At 72.4% G+C, this 24,203-nt stretch carries 24 protein-coding genes and 1 tRNA gene; 12 read left to right on the top strand and 13 right to left on the bottom strand.

Annotated elements, in window-relative coordinates:
* Positions 1 to 63: 63 nt before the first annotated feature.
* Positions 64 to 198 carry a hypothetical protein gene (locus BKE41_RS32380; protein ID WP_012317769.1) on the top strand — a complete coding sequence of 45 codons (135 nt, stop codon included), beginning with the start codon at positions 64 to 66 and terminating at the stop codon, positions 196 to 198.
* 560 nt (positions 199 to 758) lie between these two features.
* Here BKE41_RS32380 and BKE41_RS04745 read toward each other — a convergent pair.
* Together BKE41_RS04745 and leuC are read right to left on the bottom strand one after the other, a co-directional pair.
* Positions 759 to 843: transfer RNA gene (locus BKE41_RS04745), tRNA-Leu, on the bottom strand.
* 67 nt (positions 844 to 910) lie between these two features.
* Entirely contained in the window at positions 911 to 2,323 is a 1,413-nt protein-coding gene (gene leuC / locus BKE41_RS04740; protein ID WP_012317768.1) for a 3-isopropylmalate dehydratase large subunit, read from the bottom strand.
* Positions 2,324 to 2,566: 243 nt separating this feature from the next.
* On the opposite strand from leuC, the gene BKE41_RS04735 reads away from it, so the two are divergent.
* Together BKE41_RS04735 and BKE41_RS04730 are read left to right on the top strand one after the other, a co-directional pair.
* Positions 2,567 to 3,532 (top strand): 2-hydroxyacid dehydrogenase, encoded by a 966-nt coding sequence (locus BKE41_RS04735; RefSeq protein WP_012317767.1) that lies wholly within the window; start codon positions 2,567 to 2,569, stop codon positions 3,530 to 3,532.
* Complete coding sequence (locus BKE41_RS04730) at positions 3,529 to 4,419, top strand: AprI/Inh family metalloprotease inhibitor (protein ID WP_012317766.1); 891 nt, start codon at positions 3,529 to 3,531, stop codon at positions 4,417 to 4,419. The genes BKE41_RS04735 and BKE41_RS04730 overlap by 4 nt, the downstream gene beginning before the upstream one ends.
* Before the next feature lie 28 nt (positions 4,420 to 4,447).
* Here the strand turns inward: BKE41_RS04730 and BKE41_RS04725 are convergent, their stop codons facing one another.
* The 4 genes from BKE41_RS04725 to BKE41_RS04710 all read right to left on the bottom strand — a co-directional run bounded on the left by BKE41_RS04725 (position 4,448) and on the right by BKE41_RS04710 (position 7,706).
* A complete protein-coding gene (locus BKE41_RS04725; protein WP_024830974.1) occupies positions 4,448 to 5,062 on the bottom strand; it encodes a cytochrome b in 615 nt (204 codons plus the stop codon).
* Between the two features lie 67 nt (positions 5,063 to 5,129).
* The gene (locus BKE41_RS04720; protein WP_024830975.1) at positions 5,130 to 5,696 is read right to left on the bottom strand and encodes an NAD(P)H-dependent oxidoreductase; all 567 of its coding nucleotides are present in this window, start codon (positions 5,694 to 5,696) and stop codon (positions 5,130 to 5,132) included.
* 184 nt (positions 5,697 to 5,880) lie between these two features.
* Positions 5,881 to 6,540, bottom strand: coding sequence for a methyltransferase (locus BKE41_RS04715; RefSeq protein WP_012317763.1), 660 nt, complete (start codon positions 6,538 to 6,540; stop codon positions 5,881 to 5,883).
* Between the two features lie 2 nt (positions 6,541 to 6,542).
* Entirely contained in the window at positions 6,543 to 7,706 is a 1,164-nt protein-coding gene (locus BKE41_RS04710) for a glycosyltransferase (RefSeq protein WP_071000633.1), read from the bottom strand.
* A gap of 136 nt (positions 7,707 to 7,842) precedes the next feature.
* Here BKE41_RS04710 and BKE41_RS04705 point away from each other — a divergent pair, with 136 nt between their 5' ends.
* Positions 7,843 to 9,057: a DNA topoisomerase IB gene (locus BKE41_RS04705; RefSeq protein ID WP_024830978.1), complete on the top strand. Its 1,215-nt coding sequence runs from the start codon at positions 7,843 to 7,845 to the stop codon at positions 9,055 to 9,057.
* A 35-nt stretch (positions 9,058 to 9,092) separates the two neighbouring features.
* Here the strand turns inward: BKE41_RS04705 and BKE41_RS04700 are convergent, their stop codons facing one another.
* The gene (locus tag BKE41_RS04700) at positions 9,093 to 9,779 is read right to left on the bottom strand and encodes a response regulator transcription factor (RefSeq protein WP_012317760.1); all 687 of its coding nucleotides are present in this window, start codon (positions 9,777 to 9,779) and stop codon (positions 9,093 to 9,095) included.
* A 212-nt stretch (positions 9,780 to 9,991) separates the two neighbouring features.
* Positions 9,992 to 10,888: a diguanylate cyclase gene (locus BKE41_RS04695; protein WP_029360606.1), complete on the bottom strand. Its 897-nt coding sequence runs from the start codon at positions 10,886 to 10,888 to the stop codon at positions 9,992 to 9,994.
* Between the two features lie 74 nt (positions 10,889 to 10,962).
* Between BKE41_RS04695 and BKE41_RS04690 the strand changes: the two genes are divergently transcribed.
* Positions 10,963 to 11,319 carry a hypothetical protein gene (locus BKE41_RS04690; RefSeq protein ID WP_070998617.1) on the top strand — a complete coding sequence of 119 codons (357 nt, stop codon included), beginning with the start codon at positions 10,963 to 10,965 and terminating at the stop codon, positions 11,317 to 11,319.
* Here BKE41_RS04690 and BKE41_RS04685 read toward each other — a convergent pair.
* Positions 11,291 to 11,680, bottom strand: coding sequence for a hypothetical protein (locus BKE41_RS04685; RefSeq protein ID WP_070998616.1), 390 nt, complete (start codon positions 11,678 to 11,680; stop codon positions 11,291 to 11,293). The two genes, BKE41_RS04690 and BKE41_RS04685, sit on opposite strands and share 29 nt — an antisense overlap.
* Before the next feature lie 146 nt (positions 11,681 to 11,826).
* Positions 11,827 to 12,057, bottom strand: coding sequence for a hypothetical protein (locus BKE41_RS04680; protein ID WP_029360603.1), 231 nt, complete (start codon positions 12,055 to 12,057; stop codon positions 11,827 to 11,829).
* Between the two features lie 292 nt (positions 12,058 to 12,349).
* On the opposite strand from BKE41_RS04680, the gene ruvB reads away from it, so the two are divergent.
* The 3 genes from ruvB to ybgC all read left to right on the top strand — a co-directional run bounded on the left by ruvB (position 12,350) and on the right by ybgC (position 15,040).
* Complete coding sequence (gene ruvB, locus BKE41_RS04675) at positions 12,350 to 13,405, top strand: Holliday junction branch migration DNA helicase RuvB (RefSeq protein ID WP_012317755.1); 1,056 nt, start codon at positions 12,350 to 12,352, stop codon at positions 13,403 to 13,405.
* Positions 13,406 to 13,772: 367 nt separating this feature from the next.
* Entirely contained in the window at positions 13,773 to 14,498 is a 726-nt protein-coding gene (locus BKE41_RS04670; RefSeq protein ID WP_012317754.1) for a DUF4142 domain-containing protein, read from the top strand.
* 89 nt (positions 14,499 to 14,587) lie between these two features.
* A complete protein-coding gene (gene ybgC, locus BKE41_RS04665) occupies positions 14,588 to 15,040 on the top strand; it encodes a tol-pal system-associated acyl-CoA thioesterase (protein ID WP_058608334.1) in 453 nt (150 codons plus the stop codon).
* Positions 15,041 to 15,054: 14 nt separating this feature from the next.
* On the opposite strand, the gene BKE41_RS04660 is transcribed toward ybgC, so the two are convergent.
* Complete coding sequence (locus BKE41_RS04660) at positions 15,055 to 15,843, bottom strand: aldolase/citrate lyase family protein (RefSeq protein ID WP_012317752.1); 789 nt, start codon at positions 15,841 to 15,843, stop codon at positions 15,055 to 15,057.
* Between the two features lie 308 nt (positions 15,844 to 16,151).
* Here BKE41_RS04660 and tolQ point away from each other — a divergent pair, with 308 nt between their 5' ends.
* From tolQ to tolB, 4 genes are all read left to right on the top strand, one after another.
* A complete protein-coding gene (gene tolQ, locus BKE41_RS04655) occupies positions 16,152 to 16,868 on the top strand; it encodes a protein TolQ (RefSeq protein WP_012317751.1) in 717 nt (238 codons plus the stop codon).
* Positions 16,869 to 16,895: 27 nt separating this feature from the next.
* Positions 16,896 to 17,342 carry an ExbD/TolR family protein gene (locus BKE41_RS04650; protein ID WP_012317750.1) on the top strand — a complete coding sequence of 149 codons (447 nt, stop codon included), beginning with the start codon at positions 16,896 to 16,898 and terminating at the stop codon, positions 17,340 to 17,342.
* A 9-nt stretch (positions 17,343 to 17,351) separates the two neighbouring features.
* Positions 17,352 to 18,704 carry a cell envelope integrity protein TolA gene (gene tolA / locus BKE41_RS04645; protein WP_012317749.1) on the top strand — a complete coding sequence of 451 codons (1,353 nt, stop codon included), beginning with the start codon at positions 17,352 to 17,354 and terminating at the stop codon, positions 18,702 to 18,704.
* Positions 18,705 to 18,772: 68 nt separating this feature from the next.
* The gene (gene tolB, locus BKE41_RS04640) at positions 18,773 to 20,110 is read left to right on the top strand and encodes a Tol-Pal system beta propeller repeat protein TolB (RefSeq protein WP_012317748.1); all 1,338 of its coding nucleotides are present in this window, start codon (positions 18,773 to 18,775) and stop codon (positions 20,108 to 20,110) included.
* Positions 20,111 to 20,308: 198 nt separating this feature from the next.
* On the opposite strand, the gene BKE41_RS04635 is transcribed toward tolB, so the two are convergent.
* Together BKE41_RS04635 and BKE41_RS04630 are read right to left on the bottom strand one after the other, a co-directional pair.
* Complete coding sequence (locus BKE41_RS04635; protein WP_012317747.1) at positions 20,309 to 21,541, bottom strand: MFS transporter; 1,233 nt, start codon at positions 21,539 to 21,541, stop codon at positions 20,309 to 20,311.
* Positions 21,542 to 21,578: 37 nt separating this feature from the next.
* Complete coding sequence (locus tag BKE41_RS04630) at positions 21,579 to 24,167, bottom strand: PAS domain-containing sensor histidine kinase (protein WP_012317746.1); 2,589 nt, start codon at positions 24,165 to 24,167, stop codon at positions 21,579 to 21,581.
* Between the last annotated feature and the right edge of the window lie 36 nt (positions 24,168 to 24,203).

The following is a 24,203-nucleotide window of genomic DNA, read 5'->3' as shown; positions in this document are numbered from 1 at the left end:
GATCCCGCACAAGAAATCGTCAGTCTGACAGCAAGGTTCTACCCGAGATCGAGGAGGTCCGCGGTGGTCGAGATCCGTATGTCGGAGGACAACGACGGCCGCTGGACGGTCTACGCGCCGGGGCTCGTGGTCACCGATCTGACGCACGAGGAAGCCGAGGCGTTCGCCGCGAGCTACCGTCGCGTCACCGCAGCCTGATCGAGGACGCTCCGCGCGGCGGTGCCGGCGGGGCCGAGCGACGATCCCCGGAGGGATGTCGCGCCGTCGCGAGCACCGCGCCAGCGGAACGCCCGGCGCGAAAAAACCGCCGCGGCCGGAGCCGGGCGGTTCGAGGTGATCTCGCTGGGGAATGTCGAGGCCCGGTCTACGCGCGGGACGGTGGCGCGGTTCCGTGGCCGCGGCGCACGGCGGCTGGCCCGGGCCCGGGATCTTCCGTCGAAACGGCCAGGCCCCTCGCCCCTCAGCCTGTCCGACGGCCGCCAGCACGATTCGCGTGAGGGCCGGCAGACCACGCCATCGAGCGCCTCGTTCTGCAGACCACTGCCTCCGCGCGCCCGATCCTCGGCAGGTCCGCGTCGGCGAAGACCCGACACCCGGATGCGCGCCGCCGATCCCCGAACGAGGGAGGCGCGACCGGTATCCGGGCCGTCAACCGAACCTCGACGGCTCGCGGCGGGGTCCCGGAGACCGGTCCGGAGTTCTCGGCCTCTAGAAACAACAAAGCCCGCCAAGGCTTTGGCGGGCTGCTGTCAGGCATTTGGTGCCCAGGAAAGGACTCGAACCTTCACCTCTCGCGAGACTGGTACCTGAAACCAGCGCGTCTACCAATTCCGCCACCTGGGCTCGCCGTCGGCCATCGGCCGGCGACGGCTCCGTTTAGGCAACGGAGCCGCCGGCGTCAATCGGGATTTCAGCCCTGCGGCCACTCCCGGATGTCGACGAAGCGTCCGGCCACCGCCGCGGCCGCCGCCATGGCGGGAGACACGAGGTGTGTGCGCCCGCGCGGACCCTGCCGGCCCTCGAAGTTGCGGTTCGACGTCGAGGCGCAGCGCTCGCCCGGACGCAGCTTGTCCGGGTTCATGCCGAGGCACATCGAGCAGCCCGGCTCGCGCCAGTCGAAACCCGCCGCCTTCAGGATCTTGTCGAGACCTTCGGCCTCCGCCTGCGCCTTCACGAGGCCGGAGCCCGGCACGATCATCGCCGAAACACCCTCGTGCACCTTCCGGTCGCCGACGACCCGCGCGACCTCGCGCAGATCCTCGATGCGGCCGTTGGTGCAGGAGCCGATGAAGATCCGGTCCAGGGTGATGTCGGTGATCCGGGTCCCCGGCGTCAGGCCCATGTAGGCCAGCGCCTTCTCCTTCGACTGCCGCTTGTTCTCGTCGGCGATCTCGGACGGGTCCGGGATGCGGCCCTGCACCGAGATCACGTCCTCGGGGCTCGTGCCCCAGCTGACGATCGGCGGCAGGTTGGCCGCGTCGAGGCGCACCTCGCGGTCGAAATGCGCGCCCGCGTCGGTGACGAGGCTCTCCCAGTAGCGGCGGGCCGCGTCGAAGGCCGCGCCCTTCGGCGCCTTGGGGCGGTCCTTCACGTAGGCGAAGGTCGTCGCGTCGGGGGCGACCATGCCGGCGCGGGCCCCTCCCTCGATCGACATGTTGCAGATCGTCATCCGGCCCTCCATCGAGAGGGCGCGGATCGCCTCGCCGGCGTACTCGATGACGTGGCCGGTGCCGCCGGCGGTCCCGATCTCGCCGATGATCGCCAGGATGATGTCCTTCGCGGTCACGCCGGGCGGCAGCGTGCCGTCGACGGAGACGCGCATGTTCCTGGCCTTGCGCTGCACCAGCGTCTGGGTGGCGAGCACGTGCTCGACCTCCGAGGTGCCGATGCCGTGGGCCAGCGCCCCGAAGGCGCCGTGCGTCGAGGTGTGCGAATCGCCGCACACGATCGTCTGGCCGGGCAGCGTGAAGCCCTGCTCGGGGCCGATGATGTGGACGATGCCCTGGCGGCGGTCGAGGGCGTCGTAGAACTCGATGCCGAAGTCGCGCACGTTCTCGGCGAGCGCCTCAAGCTGCGTGCGGCTCTCGGGATCGTCGATGCCCTGCGACCGGTCGGAGGTCTGGACGTTGTGGTCCACGACGGCCAGCGTCTTCTCCGGATGGCGCACCTTGCGGCCCGCCACGCGGAGACCCTCGAACGCCTGCGGGCTCGTCACTTCGTGAACGAGGTGCCGGTCGATGTAGAGGAGGCTGGAGCCGTCCGGCTGGACATCGACGACGTGGTCGTCCCAAATCTTGTCGTAGAGGGTGCGCGGGCTGGTCATCGGTCTTCGTCTTCGGCGAATGGGGTCGGTGCAGAACTCTCGCGATGATGCGTGGTCCTTAGTAGGCATCGCGCGCGGTTTTCGAAAGAGGCGAGCCCTGTGCCGGTCGATTGGCCGCCCGGCTGATCCGCGCGGTTGTCACCGCGGCGGCTCCGACGCGCTGGCGCGCCACCCCGCACAGGCTCTATGCCGGGACGGGGGAGGCGGCCGGCACCGACGAACGGCCGAACGTGGGAGTGAACGATGGCTGAGGCCCCGGCAGAGATCCTGTTGCTCCGGAAGATGCACCCGCTCGTGGAGAAAGCCTTCGACGGACGGTACGGGGTCCACCGGCTGGCGGAGGCCGCGGACCCGGAGGCTCTGCTCGCCGAGATCGGCCCGCGGATCCGCGCGCTCTGCGTCGGCGGCGCGGTGGACGGGGCGCTGATGGATCGGCTGCCGAACCTCGAGCTGATCGCGAATTTCGGCGTGGGCTACGATGCCGTCGACGCCGCCGGAGCGCGGCAGCGCGGCATCGTCGTCACCAACACGCCGGACGTGCTCACCGACGAGGTCGCCGACCTCGCCCTCGGCCTCGTCCTCGCCACCCTGCGGCGGATCCCGCAGGCCGACCGCTACCTGCGCGACGGCCACTGGCCCAAGGCGCCCTTCCCGCTCACGGCGTCCCTGCGCGGGCGGCGGGTCGGCATCCTCGGGCTCGGCCGGATCGGGCGGGCGATCGCCCGCCGGCTGGAGAGCTTCGGCGTCGAGATCGACTATCACGGCCGCAGCCGGCAGGCGGACGTGCCCTACACGTATCACGACACGCTGCTCGGCCTCGCCCGCGCGGTCCACATCCTGATCGTGGTGGCGCCCGGCGGCGCCGACACGCGCAACCTCGTGAACGCGGCCGTGCTGGAGGCGCTCGGTCCCGAGGGCATCCTGATCAACGTCGCCCGCGGCACCCTCGTCGACGAGGCGGCGCTGACCGCGGCGCTGCGGGCCGGTACGATCCTCGGCGCCGGCCTCGACGTGTTCGAGAACGAGCCGCACGTGCCCGCGGATCTCGCCGCCCTCGACAACACGGTGCTGCTGCCGCATGTCGGGTCGGCCTCCGAGCACACCCGCGCGGCGATGGCCCAGCTCGTCGTCGACAACGTCGTCTCGTGGTTCGAGGGGCGGGGTCCGCTGACGCCCGTGGCCGAGACCCCCTGGAGACCCACCGCGTGAGACAGGCTCAGGCCGCCCTGCTGACCGCGTCGGCACTGATCGCGACCGCCGCGATCGTCCGGCCGGCCGCCGCCCAGGACGTGCCCGACGCGACCGACCTGGCCGCGCCCCCGCCCCCGGCCGCGGAGACGCTCGCGGCGCCTCCGGCTCCGACCGCGCCGCCGAGCCTGCCCGAGAAGCTCGGACAGGTGCCGGGCACCTGGGACCTGTCCCGCGACGGCACCAACCGCCGCTGCGTCATGACCCTGGTGCTCGACAGCGGCGAGGCGGGGCAGCGGCTGCGCTTCCCGGCCGGTTGCCGGCGGGCCCTGCCGGTCCTGAACGGGGTCGCCGGCTGGCTCTTCGTCGACGGCGCCCTCCGCCTCGTCGACCGCAACGTCCGCCCCGTCCTCGAATTCGCCAGGCGGCCGGACCAGCGCAGCCTCGTCGCCCAGGCCGAGGGCGGCGAGCGCTACAGTCTCGTTCCCCTCGACATCGTCGCGATGCGGCCGGCCGACGCGGCGGCCGCGCCCGAGATCGCGCCGGCGGATCCGGCAAACCCGGCCCCCTCCCCGCTCCGAACGGCGGCCCGGGTCCCGGCCGAGCTGCAGCCGGCGGCGACCGCCTCGGCGGGGCCGGCGCCGGGCCTCTACGCCCTCGACCGCTTCCAGCAGCGCGACACCTGCCGGATCAACCTCGATGGGAGCGGCGGCGGCGTCCACATCGTTCCCGGCTGCCACGACAGTGGCCTGGAGGTGTTCGACCCGGTGCGCTGGCGCTACACGAACGGCCGGATGACGCTGACCGCCAAGCGCGGCCACAGCATCGACCTCGTGCCGAGCGGCGACGGTCGCTGGCGGCGCGATCCCGAGGTCGGCACCACCTTCGTCCTGCGCCGCGTCGATTGACCGCCCGCGCGGCCCGATGTCGGTCGGGTCAGCGAGACGAGCCGCGCCCGTCCTGGACCGGGAGCATCCGCTCCAGCAGCCCGTCGCGCCGGATGACCAGGTGCCACGCCGTGCCGGCGATATGCAGCAGGACCAGGGCGTAGACGAGCCACTGGCCGAAGACGTGGATCGACTCGAAGACCTTCTGGGTCGCGTCGTCCTTCGGCAGTCCCGGAATCGTGAACAGCCAGAAATACGGCGTGTCGCGTCCCGACAGCGCGCTCAGCAGGTAGCCGCTGATCGGCATGATCAGGAAGATCGCGTACAGCAGGTAGTGGTTGACGCGCCCGATCAGCGTCAGGAGCCGGGGCGCCTGCGGGTCCGGCGGCGCGGGCCGGACCATCCGCCAGACGATCCGCAGGACCACGATCGCCAGGATCGTCAGGCCGACCGACTTGTGCAGCACGAACATGCTGCCCTTGGCGGGGGTCGGCGGCAGGCTGATCGCGACCCAGGCGAGCGGCAGCACCGCCAGGACCAGGGCGGCGTTCAGCCAGTGCAGCGCCTGCGACACCGGGTGGTAGCGCGGCAGTCCGGACGCCGTGACGTAGGTGGCGGGCAGCGCGGTCGGCGCCTTGCCGGCCGTGAGCGGAGAGCCTGACATGATCCCTCGCGGATGAGCGTGGTCCCGCATCGATCTAGGGCCCGCCTCAGGTCGGGGGAGTCTCCCGTCAGGCTGATGGGCCGGAGGCGGCCGTCCGCGACACGTCGAGCAGGGCGGATAGTTCCGCGGCCGCGGCGCGCAGCCGGACCGACACGGTCTCGTCGACGATGCGTCCGTCCACGAGGTCGTCGGAGCCGGCATAGACCGAGGTCGGCGCGACATGGGCCGCGAAGAAGCCGAACAGCGGCCGGAGCCCGTGCTCGACCACCAGGGCGTGGCGCAGGCCCCCGCCCGTCGCGGTCAGCGCCACCGGCATACCGATCATCCGGGCCGGGTCGACGAAGTCGAAGACGTGCTTGAACAGCCCGGCATAGCCGCCCTGGTAGACGGGCGTCCCGACGATCAGGGCGTCCGCCGCCTCGATCGCCTCGATGAGGCGCGCGGCCGGCGCCGACAGGTCGTCCCGCTGCGTCGCGCCGAGGCCCGGACCGGCATCGATCAGGTCGTAGACGGCGAGGTCGATCCCGCGCAGGCGCCCGAGCTCGGCGCCGAGGGCCTCGACCAGGATGCGGGTGCGCGAGGGCCGCTTGGCGCTACCCGAGAAGGCGACGACGCGGGCACGGCTGGGCTTCACACTCGACTCGACACTCACCACGAAACCTTCCGCCGCAGCACGCCCCGATCCGGGCCTTCCAACACTCTGGCGCATGCGCGGCACGCGACACGAGTCGATTCGACGGTAACGCATTCCCGCGCCGGATAAAGCCTCGGCGCGGCCGCGCGGGTGGCGGTCCGGCGGGACGGTCTCGACGGAACCGTCATCCCCGGAGCCGCCAGACATGGCTGCGCTTGATCTCGGAATCCTCCAGCGTGCGCGAGACCGGCACCGCGTAGGTCGCGAGGCAGTCGAGGCGGTCCCGTGGCAGGTAGGTGCGGCCCGGGTCGCCGATCAGCACGGTGACGCCCCGCGCCTGCAGGCCGACGAGCCAGGCGGTCACGGCCTCGGCCAGGTCGCGCTCGTAGAACACGTCGGCCGCCAGGACGAGATCGGCCTGGGGATCCGTGGCGAGGAGATCGTCGGAGGTTGCGGCGACGCGGTCGCCGACGCCGTTGGCCGCGGCGTTCAGCCCGATCGCCGCGACGGCGAAGGGGTCGAGGTCGCTGGCGACGACGTGGCGCGCCCCGGCGCGGGCCGCCGCGATCGCCACCAGGCCGGACCCCGAGGCAAAATCCACCACGCGCGCCCCGTCCGCGACGTCCGGGTTGTCGAGGACGTAGCGGGCGAGCGCCTGGCCGCCCGCCCAGGCGAATGCCCAGAACGGTGGCGGCAGCCCGATCGCCTGCAATTCCTCCTCGGTCCGCTGCCAGAGATCCGTCGCCTCATCGGCGACGTGCAGGCGGATCTCGGGCGCGTGGGGGACGGGCAGCAGGCGGGTGTTGCTGCGGATGAAGCCGGCGGGATCGTCCGGTGCGCGCACGGTCAGGCCTCCAGCAGGTCGCGCCACACGGCGCGGACCCGGTCGGTCACCGCGTCCTCGGTGAAGCCACCGGTCTCGATCCGGGCCCGCGCGGCCGCGCCCAGGCCGGCGACGAGACCGGCATCGCCGCTCAGGCGCGCCAGGGCGGCGGCCAGGGCCGGCGCGTCGTCGGGGGGGACCAGCAGGCCCTCGACACCGTCGCGCACGAGGCTGCGGCAGCCCGGGACGTCGGACGCGACCAGCGCCCGGCCGCAGGCGGCGGCCTCCAGCAGCGTCCGCGGCAGGCCCTCGCCGCCGCGGGACGGCAGGCAGGCGACGTGGTGGCCGGCCCAGACCGCCGCCACGTCGGTCGTCGGCCCGTGCCAGACGATGCCGTCGCGGCTCCAGGCGCGCAGGGTGGCGGCGTCGATCGCCCGCCGGTTCGACGGGTCTGGCGCGCCGTACAGCGCCAGCTCCACCGGCGCGCCCTCGGCCCGGGCGAGGCGGACCGCCTCGACGGCGACGTCGATCCCCTTCGACCAGAGCATCCGGGCGACGAGTGCCACTCGCAGCGGCGGCATCGGCGGCAGCGTATGCGGGACGAAGATCGTCGGATCGACGCCGGCGCCGCCCACGACGGTCACCGACCGGTCGAGCGGGTCCAGGCCCAGGGCCACGGCGTCGTCGGGGTTCTCGAACAGGAAGCGCGTGCGGGACGAGGCCAGCGGTCCCCGGATCAGCGCGCGCAGGGCGAGGCGCGCCGCCCGCCCGAGCCGGTCGCTGCGGGCGCCGACGAGGCCGAGGCCGGTCAGGGCGAAGACGCGGGCCGGGATGCCCGCCATGGCGGCGGCCGTGCCGCCGACCAGGATGCCGCGCAGGGCGATGCAGTGGACGACGTCGGCCTTCAGCGCCTTCAGGATCGCCGCGAGCTGCCCGGCCGCGTAGCCCGCGGCCATGGGGTTGAGGCTCGCTCGCTCGGCCTCCAGGGGGACGACCTGCGCCCCGGTCGCCTCGATGGCGGCCCGGTGCGCGCGGACCCGCGTCACCACCGCGACCGAGAGACCCATGCCGATGGCGGCGCGGGCCATCGGCAGGAAATGGGAGGCGAAGAACCAGTCCTCGGTCACCACGAAGACCAGGCGGCGCATCGGAACGGGCAGATTCCCGGGGGCGGCATCGGCGTGCATCCCCCCCTCTAGCACGGCGCCGCGGCCCGTCCTGCGGCGGATGTGCAGGCCCGGAACGGCGATCGCGTGCCGCCGGTTGTCCAAGGCCTTCTCGCCGGGCGAGGCAGCCGGGCGGCGTCGATGGGAGGGGCAGGTCATGGCGTGTGTCGAGACGGCGGAGAGCGGCGGAGACCTCCGCGCCGCGGCCGAGGAGGCCGGACTCGTCTACGTCGACGACGGCCGGCCCGGGCTGACCCGCCGCCGCAGCGGCACCGGCTTCCGCTACCTCGACGCGAAGGGCGCGCCGGTGCGCGACAAGGCGGTGCTGGCCCGCATCCGCAGCCTCGCGATCCCGCCGGCCTACACGGATGTCTGGATCTGTCCCCGCCGCAACGGCCACATCCAGGCGACGGGCCGCGACGCCAAGGGGCGCAAGCAGTACCGCTACCACCCGGACTTCCGGCAGGCGCGGGAGGCCAACAAGTTCTCGCGGATCATGGCCTTCGCGGACGCGCTGCCCGGGATCCGCCGGCGCGTCGACGCCGACATGAAGCGGCCGGGCCTCTCCCGCGACAAGGTGCTGGCCACCGTGGTCCACCTGCTCGAGACCACGCTGATCCGCGTCGGCAACGACGACTACGCGCGGACCAACAAGAGCTACGGCCTCACGACCCTGCGCGACCCCCACGTCCGGATCGAGGGGGCGGCCCTGTCGTTCCGCTTCAAGGGCAAGAGCGGCAAGACCTGGGACGTGTCGCTGAAGGACCGGCGGGTCGCCCGGATCGTCAAGGCCTGCCAGGATCTGCCGGGGCAGGAGCTGTTCCAGTATCTGGATCCGGACGGCACCCAGCGCGACGTCACCTCCTCGGACGTGAACGCGTACCTGCGCGAGATCACCGGCGAGGACTTCACCGCGAAGGATTTCCGCACCTGGGCCGGCACCGTGCTGGCGGCGCTGGCGCTGCGGGAGTTCGAGACCTTCGACAGCGAGGCGGGGGCCAAGCGCAACATCCGCGCGGCCATCGAGAACGTCGCGGGCCGCCTCGGCAACACGCCGACGATCTGCCGCAAGTGCTACATCCACCCGCAGATCCTCGACTGCTATCTGGAGGGCGGTCTGCTCCTGCAGGTGAAGGACGCGGTCGAATCGGAACTCAGCGAGGACCTCTCCAGCCTCCGGCCCGAGGAGGCGGCGGTGCTGGGACTGCTGCAGGCGCGCCTCTCAGCCGCGGAGGACGCCGTCAAGGCCAAGGGACGGGTCAAGCCGGCAGGCGCGCGCGGGCGGGGGGCGAAGGCACCCGAGCGGTCCAAGAGCGGGACGGCAGCGGCCAAGCGCGCGTCCGGAGCCCGGAAGGCGGCCGCGGCCGCCTAGGGGGGCGGTCTCCACGAGACCGCCCGATCCCCCTCTCAGTGCCGGGATTGGTTGTCGTTGCCCGAGGAGCGGCTGTCGGTGCCGCGCCGGACCTGGTCGCCGGAGTCGACCACGGGGGCCAGGCCCAGCTGGCGGGCCAGCGAGACCAGGTCCTTCAGCCGGCCGGTCTGGGTCTTGCGCCGCAGGTTGAGCCGGTGGGTCTCCACCGTGCGCACGCTGAGCGCCAGCCGCCGCGCGACCTCCTTGTTGCTGAACCCGGAGCTGAGGAAGCGCAGGACCTCCGCCTCGCGGGGCGTCAGCCCGAGGCTCTCGCCCGCCTCCGGCGGCATCGCCACCGGCTGCTCCGACGGGACCAGGACGTCGGAGCCCTCCGCGAGGGCGAGCAGTGCCGCGCCGAGCTCGCGCGGCGACTTGGAGCGCGCCACGAAGGCGTCGGCGCCCGCGGCCAGCAGGGCGCGGAGGTCGTCCGCCGTGAGGGCGCCGAAGGCGACCAGCGTGCGGAGCGCCGGCTGACGCTCCTTCAGGGCGACGATGCGGGCGATCCCGTCGGCCAGCCGGATCTCGTCGAGGAAGACCAGGGCGACGCTGCTGCCGGCGTCGGCGCGGTCGAGATCGGCCTCGCCGATGGTGTGGAATTCGGGCATGTGCTCGAGGGTGGCGCGAACCGTCGCGCTCAGGTCCTCCGGCTCATCCAGGATCAGGACGCCAACGGCCGTACTCATGACCTCGCACCTCTCTCTCCCGGCTTGATACAGGCGGCCGGGATCGAAGGCGAAGTTCCAAGATCCGTTCCAGCAACAGCTCGCGAATATTAAGCTTTATATGGGCAGAATCGCTGCCCGAAAACGGATACTCGGCGGATCAATGCGCCGATCTGGGACGACCGTGGGACACCGCCCGACCGACTGTGCCGATCTGGTACGGGCGGTCCGTGTCAGCCCGCGACGGCGTGGACGCCCGCGCCCTGATCCGGGACCACCCGGTTCCGGCCGCCGCCCTTGGCCGCGTAGAGCGCGACGTCCGCCCGCTTGACCAGGGCCTCGACGCTGTCGCCGTCACGCCACGTGCTGACGCCGAAGCTGCAGCTCAGCGCGATCGGACCCTTGGCCCCGCGGATCCGCAGGGCCTGGACGTCGCCGCGCAGGCGCTCGGCATGCGCCACGGCCTCCCCGAGGCCGCGCCCCGGGAGGATGACGGCGAATTCCTCGCCGCCGAGGCGTCCGGCGATCCCGGAGCCGGAGATCAAGTCGGCCACGGCCTTGATCGCCACGTCGCCGACATCGTGCCCGTGCTCGTCGTTGATGCGCTTGAAGTGATCGATGTCGAGGAGGATGGCCGAGACGGCGTCCGGCCGCGGGTCCTGCGCCACGGCGGCGCGCGCGCGGTTGAAGAAGGCGCGCCGGTTGTAGGAGCCGGTCAGTGGATCCGTCTCGGCGAGGCGGATCAGTTCCTCCTGCATGGTGGTCAGGCGCTCGGCCGCGCGCAGGCGCGCGTTCAGCTCCTCGGCGCTCGGCGGCTTCTCGATGAAGTCGTCCGCGCCGCTGTCGAGGGCCTCGGCGAGGCTGCGGACGTTGCGCGCCGACGACATGGTGATGACGTGCAGCGGCCCGCGGGATTCCGCGAGCAGCCGTGCCGACCAGCAGAGTTCGAGTCCGCAGAGCGGCCGCACCTCCAGGCTGGTGATGAGGACACGGACCGCCGGCGTCGCCGCCAGGAATTCCAGCGCCCGCTCCGAATCCGTGAAGGGGTGCACGGCGTGGCCGCGCGGCTCGATCAGGGACGCGATGATCTGCAGCACAACGCGGCTCGAGTCGACGATGACGATCTGCATGGCGTGACCCGCAACTGATATCCGCCGTGTAAGCTGGAAGGCTTAACCTCCCCCCAACGGAGCTGAACCCCGGCATGAGCCTGGCCATTACCACTCCGGATCGGCGCTACATCGTTGTCTGGGGTCGTCTGTGGCGCCGCGCCAATCCCGATCTGTCGGACGCCTGCCGCGCGGCGCTGGTGAAGCGCCTCATGGCGGCGCGGCGGGGTGTGAAGGAGGCCAAGCGGGCCGAGCGGGCAGGCGCGGCGGCCGCGGCGGGCGCGCTGGCTTCCGCCAGGGCCGAGGTCGACGCGGCCAAGATCGCGCTCGGCGAGCGCGGGCCGGTCTGGTGGACGGACGGTGCCCCGGACCTCAACCGGCACCTCGTCCGCAACACGCCCTACGCGGCGTGGTTCGCGGCGCTCAGCGCCGGGGAACCTGAACCGCGATGACCCGGGCGCCCGCGACCGGGGCGGCGCCGGCGGCGCGCTCGCCGCGGCGGCCGCGGGGGACGGCGTCGATCACCGTCAGGGTCGGCTGGGCCGCCGGAGCGGCCGGGATGCCGGTCACCGTCGGGACGCCGTAGGTGCCGTAGCTCCAGGGACTGGGCACGATCTGGGTCGGGCGCGGCACCCGCGTCAGCGGGGCGCCGATATAGGTCCCGCGCACGAACTCGCCGGCGAAACTCGGATCGGCGGCGTAGCCGGGCGCGTAGGCCACCGGTGCATAGGGATCGGGGCTCCGGACAGTCTGCGCCGAGGCGGTCGTCGCGGCCGCTACGGCGAGCACCGTCAGGATCATCCGGTTCGCCATGGGGCCGGCTCCGATGGTTGTCGGCGCGCGGTCCGCGCCGGATGCAGGGCCAACAGACCGGATCATCGGCCGTTCCGCGTCTCCAGTCGCGCAGAGTGCGTAAGGCCCCGTCATCCCCGACCGATGGCCCCCAGAGGTGGGCCCGGTCAGCGGCAGGTGGTGATCCGCCGGACCACCCAGCCCTCGCCCTCGATCCACAGGCGACGGCGGGCCCGACTGCAGGTGACGTCGTCGTCCCGCTCCGCCGAGACGGGATGAACCTGCGGATTGGCCTCGGCGACCTTGGTCTCGGCCGGGCCGTTGGCGGCCTGGGCCGCGAGCGGCCCGGCGAGCATGACGGTGCCGGCTGCGGCGGCAGCGATCGTACGGAGTCTCATGGGGAAATGCGCCCTGCGGCCGTGCTTGGAGGTTCGGTCCAGGAATGCGCGGGCCGACGGTTCGGTTGCATCGCGGTTGCACCGACGGCGCGGCCGGTGCGCTCGCTCACATCGCCGGTGACGGTACCCGGCCAGCGCCGGGTCATGTCGTCGGGGCATGCCGCCCGGCGACGGCGCTTAGACTTCGCGGCTTTCACGGGTAAGGAAGAACAAAACCGGACGCGCCGGTGCCCAGCCGTCCTGCGTGGCCGCCCATCGCGGGCCGCGCGGCACGGTCCACGAAGCAGGGTTCATGAGCAAGCCGAAGCCTCCGACCAACGCGCTCCTGACGCCGGAGAAGCGCACCGACGACGTGGACCAGACGATCCGCCCTCTGAGCCTGTCGGAGTTCATCGGTCAGCGTGCGGCGCGTGCGAACATGCAGGTGTTCATCGAGGCTGCGAAGAAGACCGGTCAGGCGCTCGACCACGTGCTGTTCGTCGGTCCGCCGGGGCTGGGCAAGACGACGCTGGCCCAGATCGTGGCGCGCGAGCTGGGCGTGAACTTCCGCTCGACCTCCGGGCCGGTGATCGCCAAGGCCGGCGACCTGGCCGCGCAGCTCACCAACCTGGAGGAGCGCGACGTCCTGTTCATCGACGAGATCCACCGGCTCAACCCGGCGGTCGAGGAGATCCTCTACCCGGCCATGGAAGACTACCAGCTCGACCTGATCATCGGCGAGGGCCCGGCGGCGCGCTCGGTCAAGATCGAGCTGCCGAAGTTCACCCTGGTCGGCGCCACGACGCGGGCGGGGCTGCTGACGACGCCGCTGCGCGACCGGTTCGGGATCCCGATCCGGCTGGAGTTCTACGAGATCGACGAGCTGGAGCAGATCGTGGCGCGCGGCGCGCGGGTCCTGGGCTTGGGCATGTCGGCGGAGGGCGCCAACGAGATCGCCCGGCGGGCGCGGGGCACGCCGCGGATCGCGGGGCGGCTGTTGCGGCGGGTGCGGGATTTCGCGGTCGTGGCGGAGGCCGAGACGGTGACGCGGGCGATCGCCGACCGGGCGCTGCAGCTCCTGGACGTGGACGGGGCGGGTCTGGACGTGATGGACCGCAAGTACCTGAGCCTGATCGCGCGCGCGTTCGGGGGCGGCCCGGTGGGGATCGAGACCATCGGCGCGGCCTTGTCGGAGCCGCGCGACGCCATCGAGGACATCATCGAGCCCTACCTGATCCAGCGCGGCTTCGTGCAGCGCACGCCCCGCGGCCGCGTCCTCACACGACACGCGTACCGGCACATGCAGATCCCGGAACCGACGCGCGAGACCCCCGGGCAGTTCGGCTTCTTCGGCGACGAGGAGCCGTGAGGCGGCCCCGACCGCTCTATGCACTGAGTTCGGACCAGCGTTTCCCGCGGCACATGCGCTCCGCGCGCCCCGATCCGCGCCCCTGCCGGCGCGATCGCGCCCCGCGGCATCGGCAAGTCGCTGCGACGCAATCCGTTTTCCCGACGGTTGCCGGACAATATTGCCAAGCTTAGGTCGGGTCATCACGGATCTGTGTACTGTAAAAATGTGCCGGATCGCGTGGAACAGGCCCGAAACGCGACAGTTGTGGAGGCGGCCGCGCCGGGTCCGCTCGGCGCCGGCAAGGCTGTCTCGATCGGGGTCCTGCCTCTGCGATCGCGGCAGATCTTCGCGATCTCAAGAACAACGTCAGGGATAAACTTCCGCCATGAAGAAGCTCACGCTCGCCGTTCTCGGCCTGTCCGTCGCCGCGATCTCGGCGCCCGCCTTCGCGCAGGACGCCCTGCCGATCCGCGTGCTGCCCTTCGCCAACCAGGACGGCGTCGGCGCCGCCGCGACCGAGACGCCCGCCTTCCGGGCCGAGGCGCTCCGTTCGGACGCCGCCAGCATCGAGGCGAGCCGCATCGCCCTTCAGCGGTCGCGCAACCCGCAGGTCCGCAACTACGCCAACCGCGTCCTCGTCGAGCGCAAGGCGACCACGGACGCGCTGCTGCCGCCGAACACCTCCCTGACCCGCAACGGCTCGGTGGTCTCCGACAACCAGGGCATCCGCACCGACCTGAGCAACCCGGTGGGCCTCGTGCTCGCGCCGGTGACGGTGGCCGCCAACATCGGCACCGGAATCGTCGGCGGCGCCCTCGGCGCGGTCGGCATCGTCGACAACAGCCCGGCCGAGCCGGGCCGTCGCGTCGCCCTCGGCGAGCGCGGCCAGGCGCGGCTGGCGCAGCTCCAGGCGGCCCCGAACGGCCGGGCCTTCGACCGGACCTACATCGATCAGCAGGCCCGCTCGGACGCCCGCACCCTGGCGCTCTACGACGCCTACGCCAAGCAGGGCGACAACGCCCAGGGCCGCAAGTTCGCCACCGAGGCCCTGCCGTACATCGCCGACGAGCACGCCCACTCGGCGACCATCGCGGCCCGCATCGGCGGCTGAACCGCGCGCACCGCGTGACCCCGCGAGGGCCGCCCCAGGGCGGCCCTCGTCGTGTTGCGCCCCTGCGCCGCCCGTCGCTAAAGGGGCGCATGAGCGCGATCGAGCCCGGCACCGACCGACCTTCGGAGGACGGCACCCCACCGCACCGGCTGGGCGTGCGCGTCTACTACGAGGACACCGACTTCTCGGGCTTCGTCTACCACGCCAGCTACCTGCGCTTCCTCGAGCGCGGCCGCACGGAGCTGCTGCGGGCGCTCGCCGGCGACCAGTCGGACCTGCACCGCGACGCGCGCGGCCTCGTCTTCGTGGTGCGGCGGATGAGTCTCGATTTCCTCCGCCCGGCCAGGATGGACGACCTGCTGACCGTCGTCACCCGCACGCGCGCCCTGCGCGGGGCCTCGATGCAGCTCGCCCAGGAGGTGCGGCGGGGCGACGCGGTGCTGGTCGCCGCGGAGGTCACCGTCGCCTGCGTGCGCGACGGCCGCGCCGTTCGCCTGCCCGACGCGCTGCGGCGGCAGCTCGCACCGGGCGACGCCGCCTAGGCACCGGCCGGAGGTCAGCCGGCCCGCGACGGGTCGGCCTCGCAGAGGACCCGGGCGAAGGCGTTGACGATCGTCAGGGCGTCGTACTCGACCGAGACCAGCTGGTAGCCCATCCCGACCATCTCCCGGGCCCGCGCCGGCGACGGCGCGAAGGCGCAGGGAATCTTGCCCGCCGCCCGCGTCTTGCGCGCGATCTCGCCGAGGGCCGCCGTCACCGCCGATCCCAGGGGGTCGATGACCGCCCCCTTCGACAGGGCGATCGACAGGTCGGCGGGCCCGACCAGCACCCCGTCGATGCCCGGCACGGCGAGGATCGCCTCCAGGTCGGCGATCCCCGCCTCGGTCTCGCACATGGCGATCGTGAGCGCCCGGTCGTTGGCGCCCGCGAGGTAGTCCGCGCCGTTCCGGAGCCCCGAGAGCCACATGGCCCGGTCCGGTCCCCAGCTCCGCTGGCCCACCGGCGGGAACTTCGCGGCGGCGGCCAGGGCCTCGGCATCCGCGACGGTGTTGATCATCGGCGCCACGATTCCGGCGGCGCCCGCGTCGAGCATCCGCGAGACCATGGCGAAGTCGCCCACCGGCACGCGCACGAGGCTCGATTTGCCGGCGAGGGCGACCTCGGTGATCGCCGCACAGGACGATTTGTAGTCGTAGGTGCCGTGCTGCTGGTCCAGCAGGACGGCGTCGAATCCCGCGCGCGCCAGGAAGCCGGCCAGCATCGGGTCGGCGATCATGGACCAGCCCAGGAACCGGGCCGGGCCGGTGGGCAGCAGATCGGGCAGGCTGGGAACGGGGAGGGTCATGCGCGTCCTGCGTATCTCAGGGCTGTCGACTCGGCGCCGCTTGCCGCGACCATACGGGAGGCGCTTTCGGCAGGTCCAGCCCGCACGGCCCGGCCTTCGCCGCCGCGTGCCTCAGGATCGCCCGGATCGAAACCGATCCTTAACCCTGCCGCGCCCTTAACGGAGGCGATGCCACGGCGGGGCGCGGGGGTCGTCGACGGCCCTTACTTTCGACAGATTCGCGGGCGACAGCCTTGATATCGCTCACGGATCCGGCGGACGCGGGCCTCGCCCGGCGCATCGCGATCCGGAGCAGGAGACCTCGACGGATGAACCCAGCCGACGCGATGCAGGCCGCGCCTGTCGCCGACATGACGCTGCTCGGCCTGTTCCTTCAGGCCCACTTCGTCGTGAAGATCGTGATGATCGGGCTGCTCAGCGCCTCGATCTGGTGCTGGTCGATCATCGTCGACAAGACGCTGCTGTTCCGCCGGACCAAGGCCGAGATGGACGCGTTCGAGGACGCGTTCTGGTCCGGCCGCTCGCTGGAGGAGCTGTTCCGCTCGTTCAACGACCGGCCGGCCACGGGCCTCGCCGCCGTGTTCGTCGCCGCCATGCGGGAGTGGAAGCGCAGCTTCGAGGGCTCCGGCCGGCAGATCCAGTCGCTGTCGCAGCGCATCGAGAAGCAGCTCGACGTCACCATCCACCGCGAGGTCGAGCGGCTCGAATCGCGCCTGCTGTTCCTCGCCTCGATCGGCTCGGCCGGCCCGTATATCGGCCTGTTCGGTACGGTCTGGGGCATCATGACCGCGTTCACGTCGATCGCCGCCTCGAAGAACACCTCGCTCGCGGTCGTCGCCCCCGGCATCGCCGAGGCGCTGTTCGCCACCGCCATCGGCCTGTTCGCCGCGATCCCGGCGGTGCTCGCCTACAACAAGCTCCAGGCCGAGGTCTCCAAGGCGCAGTCGCGGCTGGAGAGTTTCGCCGACGAGTTCTCCGCCATCCTCTCCCGCCAGATCGACGAGCGGCTGCCGCTCGCCGCCTGAGCCGGCTGATCCAGAGGAGACCGATCCATGGGCATGGCAGCGGGCGCATCGCAGGGCGGCAAGCGCCGCCGGCGCCGGGGCCGCCGCGGCGGCCCCATCAACGAGATCAACATGACGCCGTTCATCGACGTCGTGCTCGTGCTCCTGATCATCTTCATGGTCGCGGCGCCGATGATGACCGTGGGCGTGCCCCTCGACCTGCCGCAGTCCAAGGCCGCGCCGCTCAATTCGGACGTGAAGCCGATCACCCTGTCGATCCGCCAGACCGGCCAGGTCTTCCTCGGCGAGGACGAGCTCACCGACGACACGATCGTGCCGAAGCTCATGGAGACCGCCAAGACCGGCACCGAGGAGCGCGTCTTCGTGCGCGGCGACAAGCGGGTCGATTACGGCCGGGTGGCGCAGGTGATGGCGATCGTGACCGGCGGCGGCTTCAAGAAAGTCGCCCTCGTCACCGAGCCTGAGCATCAGTAGGGCCGTCCCGTGGAGTTCCGCTTCGACCGCAAGGAACCGGGTGTCTGGATCTCCGCCGGCACCCACGTCGCGCTCCTCGCGCTGGCGCTGGTCAGTGTCGCGGCCCCGGCCCTGCCGGAGGCCCAGGAGGGCGTGCCCGTCGAGGTGATCACCGAGAACCAGTTCTCCGAGATCACCAAGGGCGAGCGTCAGGCCGACAAGCCGATGCCGAACGCCACGTCGCGGGCCGACCGCAAGGCGGAGAAGTTCGAGGATCGCGAGCCCGAGAATGCCAAGCAGGACGCGCCCACCGCGCCGACCCGCACGGCCGAGATGAAGCTCGCCAACGCGGACGAGATGCCGCTGCGCGGCGAGCCCGACCCGCAGGAGGCGGCCCAGGCCGCCAAGGCGGCGGAGAAGGCGGCGCAGGAGAAGCGCGACGCCGAGAAGGCCGCCGCCAAGGCGGCCGAGAAGGCAGCAGAGAAGGCGGCCGAGAAGGCCGCGGCGGAGAAGGCTGCCGCCGCCAAGGCCGAGGCGAAGGCCAAGGCCGAGGCCGTCGCGAAGGCCGAGGCCGAGAAGCGCGAGCAGCTCGAGAAGCTGATCGAGAAGCAGGAAGCCGAGGCCGCGGCGGCCGCCCAGAAGGCCGCCGCCGCGAAGAAGGCCGAAGCCGCCAAGGAGGCGGCCAAGGAGGCGGCCAAGAAGGCCGCCGACGCGAAGGCCAAGGCCGAGGCGGAAGCCGAGCGCCAGAAGGAGATCGCGGAGGCCAAGGCCGAAGCCGAGCGCGAGAAGGCGGAGGCCGCCGCCAAGGCGAAGGCGGAGGCCGCCAAGGCCGAGGCGGCCGCCAAAGCCGAGGCCGCCGCCAAGGCGAAGGCGAAGGCCATGGCGGACGCGAAGGCCAAGGCCGACGCCGAGGCCAAGGCACGCAAGCAGGCCGAGCTCGCCGACAAGTTCAACGCGGGCGACATCCGCTCGATGCTCGCCTCGAAGGCGCCGTCGCAGTCGACCGGCGCCACCGGCCACGCGGTGCAGAAGGTGGCGGCGCTCGGCGCCGCGACCGGCAACGCGCAGCGCCTGTCGCCGTCGCTGCGCGACGCCCTGGTCGGGCTGCTCCAGCAGCAGATCGAGCGCTGCTACTCGGCGCCGCCCGGCGCGGCCCAGGGCGTGGTCCTGCCGGTGCTCGACATCCGCCTGAACCCCAACGGCTCGCTCAGCACCGAGCCGCGGATCATGCGCGGCGGGGCGAGCGCGGTGGACCAGTCGATCGCGCAGGCCGCGCTCCGGGCGGTCCGCCGCTGCGCGCCGTACAACATCCCGGCCACCTACGCGCCGTACTACAACGACTGGAAGGCCATCAACGCGGAGTTCGAGTTCACGGCGACTTGAGGGCGTCCAGCCCTTCTTCCGCCCTGATCCGGCCGCCTCGTCAGATCGTCACTCGGATCCGACCCACCATGCTGCACCTGCCCTCCGTCGGGCGACTCCCGACGTCCTTCGCCGCGCGCCTGATCGCGGTCTTCACCCTGCTGACGGCCGTCCTGGCCGGGCCCGCCCAGGCGCAGCTGCAGCTGCGCATCGGCGGCGGCAACTTCCAGCCGATGCCCATCGCCATCGCGGATTTCGGCGGCGATCCGAGCCTCGCCGGCCTCGTCTCCGGCGTGGTCACCAACGACCTGCGCCGCTCCGGCTACTTCACGCCACTCGATCACGCCCGCTTCCCCGAGCAGCCGAACTTCGACGCCGCCCCGAACTTCGAGAAGTGGCGCGCCACCGGCGTCCAGGGCCTCGTCACCGGCCGCGTCGTCCGCGAGGGCGGCCGGGTCAAGGTCGAGTTCCGGCTCTGGGACGTGACCAACGGCCAGCAGATGACCGGCCAGCAATACGGCACCGACGCCGCCAACGTCCGGCGCACCGGCCACCTGATCTCCGACGGGGTCTACACCAAGATCACCGGCCTCGGGCCCTGGTTCGACAGCCGCATCGCCTTCGTGGACGAGACCGGCCCGAAGGAGAACCGCCGCAAGCGCCTGATGGTCATGGACCAGGACGGCGCCAATGTCCGGGCGATCACCACCGGCGAGATGTCGATCGTGGCGCCGCGCTACTCGCCGGCCACCCAGGACATCGCCTTCATGGCCCAGGCCACCGGCCACCAGCCGCGGGTGCAGATGATCAACCTGGAGACCGGCTCCCGCCAGGCGCTCGGCAACGTCGATTCGATGAGCGCGAGCCCGCGCTTCTCGCCGGACGGCCGGAAGATCGTGATGAGCGTCCAGCAGGGCGGCAACGCCGACATCGTGACGATGGACCTCGCCTCGAAGGCCCAGCGCTCGATCACCAACGGCATGGCGATCGACACCTCGCCGACCTACTCGCCGGACGGATCGCAGATCGCCTTCGAGTCCGACCGCGGCGGCTCCCAGCAGGTCTACGTGATGGGGGCGGACGGCTCGAACCCGCACCGGATCACCTTCGGTCCCGGCTCGGCCTCGCAGCCGGCCTTCTCGCCCCGCGGCGACCTGATCGCCTACACGCGCCAGCGCAACGGCGGCTTCGCCATCTGCGTCTCGAAGCCCGACGGCTCGGGCGAGCGCGTGCTCACCGAGGGCTTCCACAACGAGGGCCCGACCTTCGCGCCGAACGGCCAGTACGTGCTGTTCTTCCGCGATCCGGGCGGCCAGGGCGGCGGCAAGCTGTTCATGGTCGACATCACCGGCAAGGTGGAGCAGCCGGTCCCGACGCCCGCCTACGCGTCCGACCCGACCTGGTCGCCGCTGCTGTCGGGCCGCTGAGCCCGTCGCGGAGCCCGGCTCGCGGGGCGGGCTCCGGGACCGTTCCCGGTCGTGGTGCAACGGTTCTGAAGTGGGCGCGCCCCTCACCCTGTCCCTCGCCCGCACGGGAGAGGGGCCGCGCGCTCCGTGCGGCGCCGGCTCGCGGCGCTACGATCGCCACCGCGGTCATCCGAGACGCGCCGTGTCCGGAACCGCGCGCTAACCCTGCACCATCAGCCGGTCGCGGGCCCGCAGCGCCGGGAAGAGCTTGCCCCAGAGCAGCGCGACCCCGACCGTCGCGGCGCCGCCGACCACCACCGCCGGGACCGCGCCGATCGCGGCGGCCAGCAGCCCCGATTCGAACTCGCCGAGCTCGTTCGAGGCGCCGATGAACACCGTGTTCACCGCCGAGACGCGGCCGCGCATCGCGTCCGGCGTCTCGCCCTGCACGAAGGTCTGGCGCACGTAGACCGAGATCATGTCGGCGGCGCCCGTGACGAACAGGCAGGCCATCGACAGCGGCAGCGACGTCGACAGCCCGAACGCGACCGTGGCGGCCCCGAACACCGCGGCGGCGCGGAGCATGCGCACGCCCGCGTGGCGCCGCAGGGGGTAGTTCGCCAGCAGCACCGCCATGGCGACCGCCCCGAAGGCCGGCATGCTCCGCAGCGCGCCCAGGCCCAGGGGCCCGACATGCAGCACCTCCGCCGCGTAGATCGGCAGGAGCGCCGTGGCGCCGCCGAGCAGCACCGTGAACAGGTCGAGGCTGATCGCCCCGAGCACCACCGGCTGCGAGCGAATGTAGTCGATGCCGGCCGACAGCGCCGCCCAGGTGATCGGCGGCCGCTCGCTCACCGCCGCCGGCCGGAAGCGGATCAGCAGGGTCAGGACGCTGGCCAGGGCGAAGCTGCCCCCTGCCAGGCCGAACACGACCCCGGGACCGAGGGCGTAGAGGAAGCCGCCGAGCGCCGGCCCCATCACGGACGCGCTCTGCCAGAGGGACGCGTTCCACGCGATCGCCGAGCTGAATTGCGGTCCGGGCACCAGGGTCGGCAGCAGCGCCTGCAGGGCCGGATTGGCGAAAGCCCGGGCCGTGCCCACGACGATGACGAGGGCGTAGATCGGCCAGACGGAGTGCACGCCCGTGAGGGCGCAGGCGAGGAGCCCGAGGCTCGCCGCGCTCTGCAGGGCGAAGGCGGCGCCACCGACGAGGCGCCGGTCGTAGGCGTCCGCGACGTGGCCGGTGATCAGCGCGCACAGAACCGCCGGCAGGAAGCCCGCGAGGCCCACGAGGCCCAGCGCCAGGGCGGAATGGGTCAGGTCGTAGACGAACCAGCCGATCGCCACGGCCTGCATCTGGTAGGCGAGGCCCGTGAGGAACCGCGCCGAGCCGAACAGGCGGAAGTCGCCGATGCCGAAGACGGCCCAGCCGGAACGATCGTGCGCGGACATGCCCCCTGCTGCGCGGGACCGGCCGAAGAATCAAGCGCTACGGCGAGGTTCGCCGGTCGGATGTCGGGGGTTCCGGCCGGATCGGCTGCAGCGTCAGGATGGGCTTGCGCGGCGGTGGTGGCGGGAGCGGCGCTTTGGGTTCGGGCGGGGCGCGCCGGGCCTCGCCCGCATGGTCGGTCGGGAACGTGCAGGTGACGCGGGTGCCGCTGCCCGGCGCCGTCTCCAGCAGGACGCGGCCGCCGTGCAACTCGACGAAGGAGCGCACGATCGACAGGCCGAGGCCGACGCCCCGGTGCCGGGTTCCGAGCGTGTGGCTCTCGAAGCGGTTGAACACCGAATCGGCGATCTCGGGCGGCATGCCCCGTCCGTGGTCCCGCACGCTCAGGAGCAGCTCCTGCGCGGTCCGGCGGGCCTGGACCTCCACGCGCTGGCCGGCATCCGAGAAGCCGACGGCGTTCGAGAGCAGGTTGAACAGGATCTGGCGCACCCGCTTCCCGTCGGCGTGGACGCTGCCGATATCCTCCGGCACGTCGAGGGCGAGGGTGATGTGCGATTCCGCGAGCCGGTCCTCGATGCCGCGCACCGCGGCCTCGACGGTGGCCTGGACGTCGACCTCCTCCCGCTGCAGCTCGAGCGAGCCGGCGTCGATCGAGGCGAGGTCGAGGATGTCGTTGATGATGACGAGCAGCGCCGCCGAGGAGCGCATGATGTGGTCGGCGTACTCGCGCTGCCGCTCGTTGAGCGCGCCGACGGTCTCGTCGCCGAGAAGCTGGGTGAAGCCGATGATGTTGGTGAGCGGGGAGCGCAGCTCGTAGGAGACGTGGTGCACGAAGGTGTCGCGCAGCTGCGCGGCCTTCTCCAGGGCGTCGTTCTTCTCGGTGAGCGCCCGCTCGACGTTCACGCTCGCCGTGACGTCGATCAGGGTCAGGAGCGTCGCGCCTTCCGGGAGCGGCTGCGCGGCGCAGTCGAGGACCGTGCCGTCCACCACCTCCAGGCGGCACGTCCGGGCGGTGCGAGCTTCGAGGCCGACCACCGCGTCGCGGATGTCGAGCCACGGCTCCTCGGCGGGGGCAAGCGCGCGGCAGGCGGCGATCACCGCGTCGACGTGCGGGCGCTCCTCGACCATCTCGGGGTCGAGCCGCCACACGGTGAAGAAGGCGCGGTTGGCGAGGGACAGGCGCCCGTCCGCGCCGAACACGGCCACCGGCTCGGCCAGCGTGTCCAGGGTCTCCGCCTGCAGGCGGCGCAGGGCGTTGTAGCGCGATTCGGCGTTCAGGCGGTCGGAGACGTCGTCGAACAGGTAGGTCAGGCCGCCCTGCGGGTTCGGATCCGCGACCACGCGCAGGGTCCGGCCGTCGGGCAGGTACCACCAGGTCTGGTTCGCCTCCGCGGCCCGGTAGGCGGACAGAACGCCCTGCTTCCAGCCGCGGAAATCCGCGTGCTCCTCGAGCTTCCGCTCCGCCCGCAGGTGGTCGAGGATCTCCCCGTCGGAGGGCCGGCTGTCGAGGAAGGCCTGGTCGAGGTCCCAGAGCTGCCGATAGGCGGCGTTGTGGAAGATCAGACGCTGCGAGACGTCGAACATCGCGACCGCGGTCGGAAGCTGGTCCAGGGTCCGGACGTTGGCGTTCATCTGCCGCTGCAGGTCAGCGCGCACGCTCTCGAGTTCCGAGACGTCGATGGCGATGCCGACGCGGCCGGTCTCGAGCCCGGTCTCGAACACGTCGAGCATCCGCCGGTTGCCGGCCACGATGGCCGAGAGGCGCGGGACGCTCCGGGTCAGGCCGGCGAACCGGGCCGCCTCCTCGCGGGCGATCGTCTCCCGGGCCGGGCGGTCGAACAGCTCCAGGCCGGCGTCGAGGGCGGCCTCGCGGCTCTCCGCCTCGACCGCCGCCACGTAGGCCGCGTTGACCCAGCTCAGCCCGCCGTCGCGGTTGCGCCGCCAGACCGGCTGCGGGATCGCGTCGAGGAGTCCCGACAGGGCCGAGAGCCCGCGGCGGGTCTCGTCCAGGGCCGCGCGCAGGTCGGCGATCTCGCAGCGCTCCTGGCTGGTCTCGCGCAGGCGCAGGAGCGCCCGCCCCGCCACGGCCTGCCCGTGGGCCTCGATGCTCCGGCCGGTCTGGCTCCGCAGGCTCAGCGCGAAGCCGGTGCCGCGCGCCCGCAGGGTCTCCACGGCGGTCTCCACGGCGGTCGCGTCCGCGGGGACGAGCCACGTGCCGAAAGCCAGCACGCGGCGGGCGTAGCCGGAGGTCGGCCGCTCGCCGTGGATGGCGAGGCTGATGTCGCCCTCGACCACCGGCTCGCTGCGCTGATCCCAGGTGACGATGATCTGCCGCTCGGCGTTGAGCAGCATCTCGGCCCGGTCGTGGGCGCCGCGCAGGACGTCGAGGGTCGCGGCGAGCTCGCGCTCGCGGCGGGTCCACCGGCCGCGCTCGTAGAGGTGGAGGAGCGACAGGATCACCGCGAAGGCCACGAGCCCGCCGAAGATCGCCAGGGCGGCCACGCTGTGAATCTCCCGCGCGGGATGCGCGGCGGCGGCCTCCGGCAGCTCGGCGAAGGCCGCGCTCGCCGTCGTCAGCGCGAGCGCGCCCACGCCGATCCGAACGTGTGTCGCACGACCGACACCCATGGTTTGCCCCGCCCCCGTACCCGATGGCTGTCCGAC

The organism is Methylobacterium sp. C1, from assembly GCF_001854385.1.
GTDB classification, from domain to species: Bacteria; Pseudomonadota; Alphaproteobacteria; order Rhizobiales; family Beijerinckiaceae; genus Methylobacterium; species Methylobacterium radiotolerans.
This window is presented reverse-complemented; position numbering and strand designations above follow the sequence as displayed.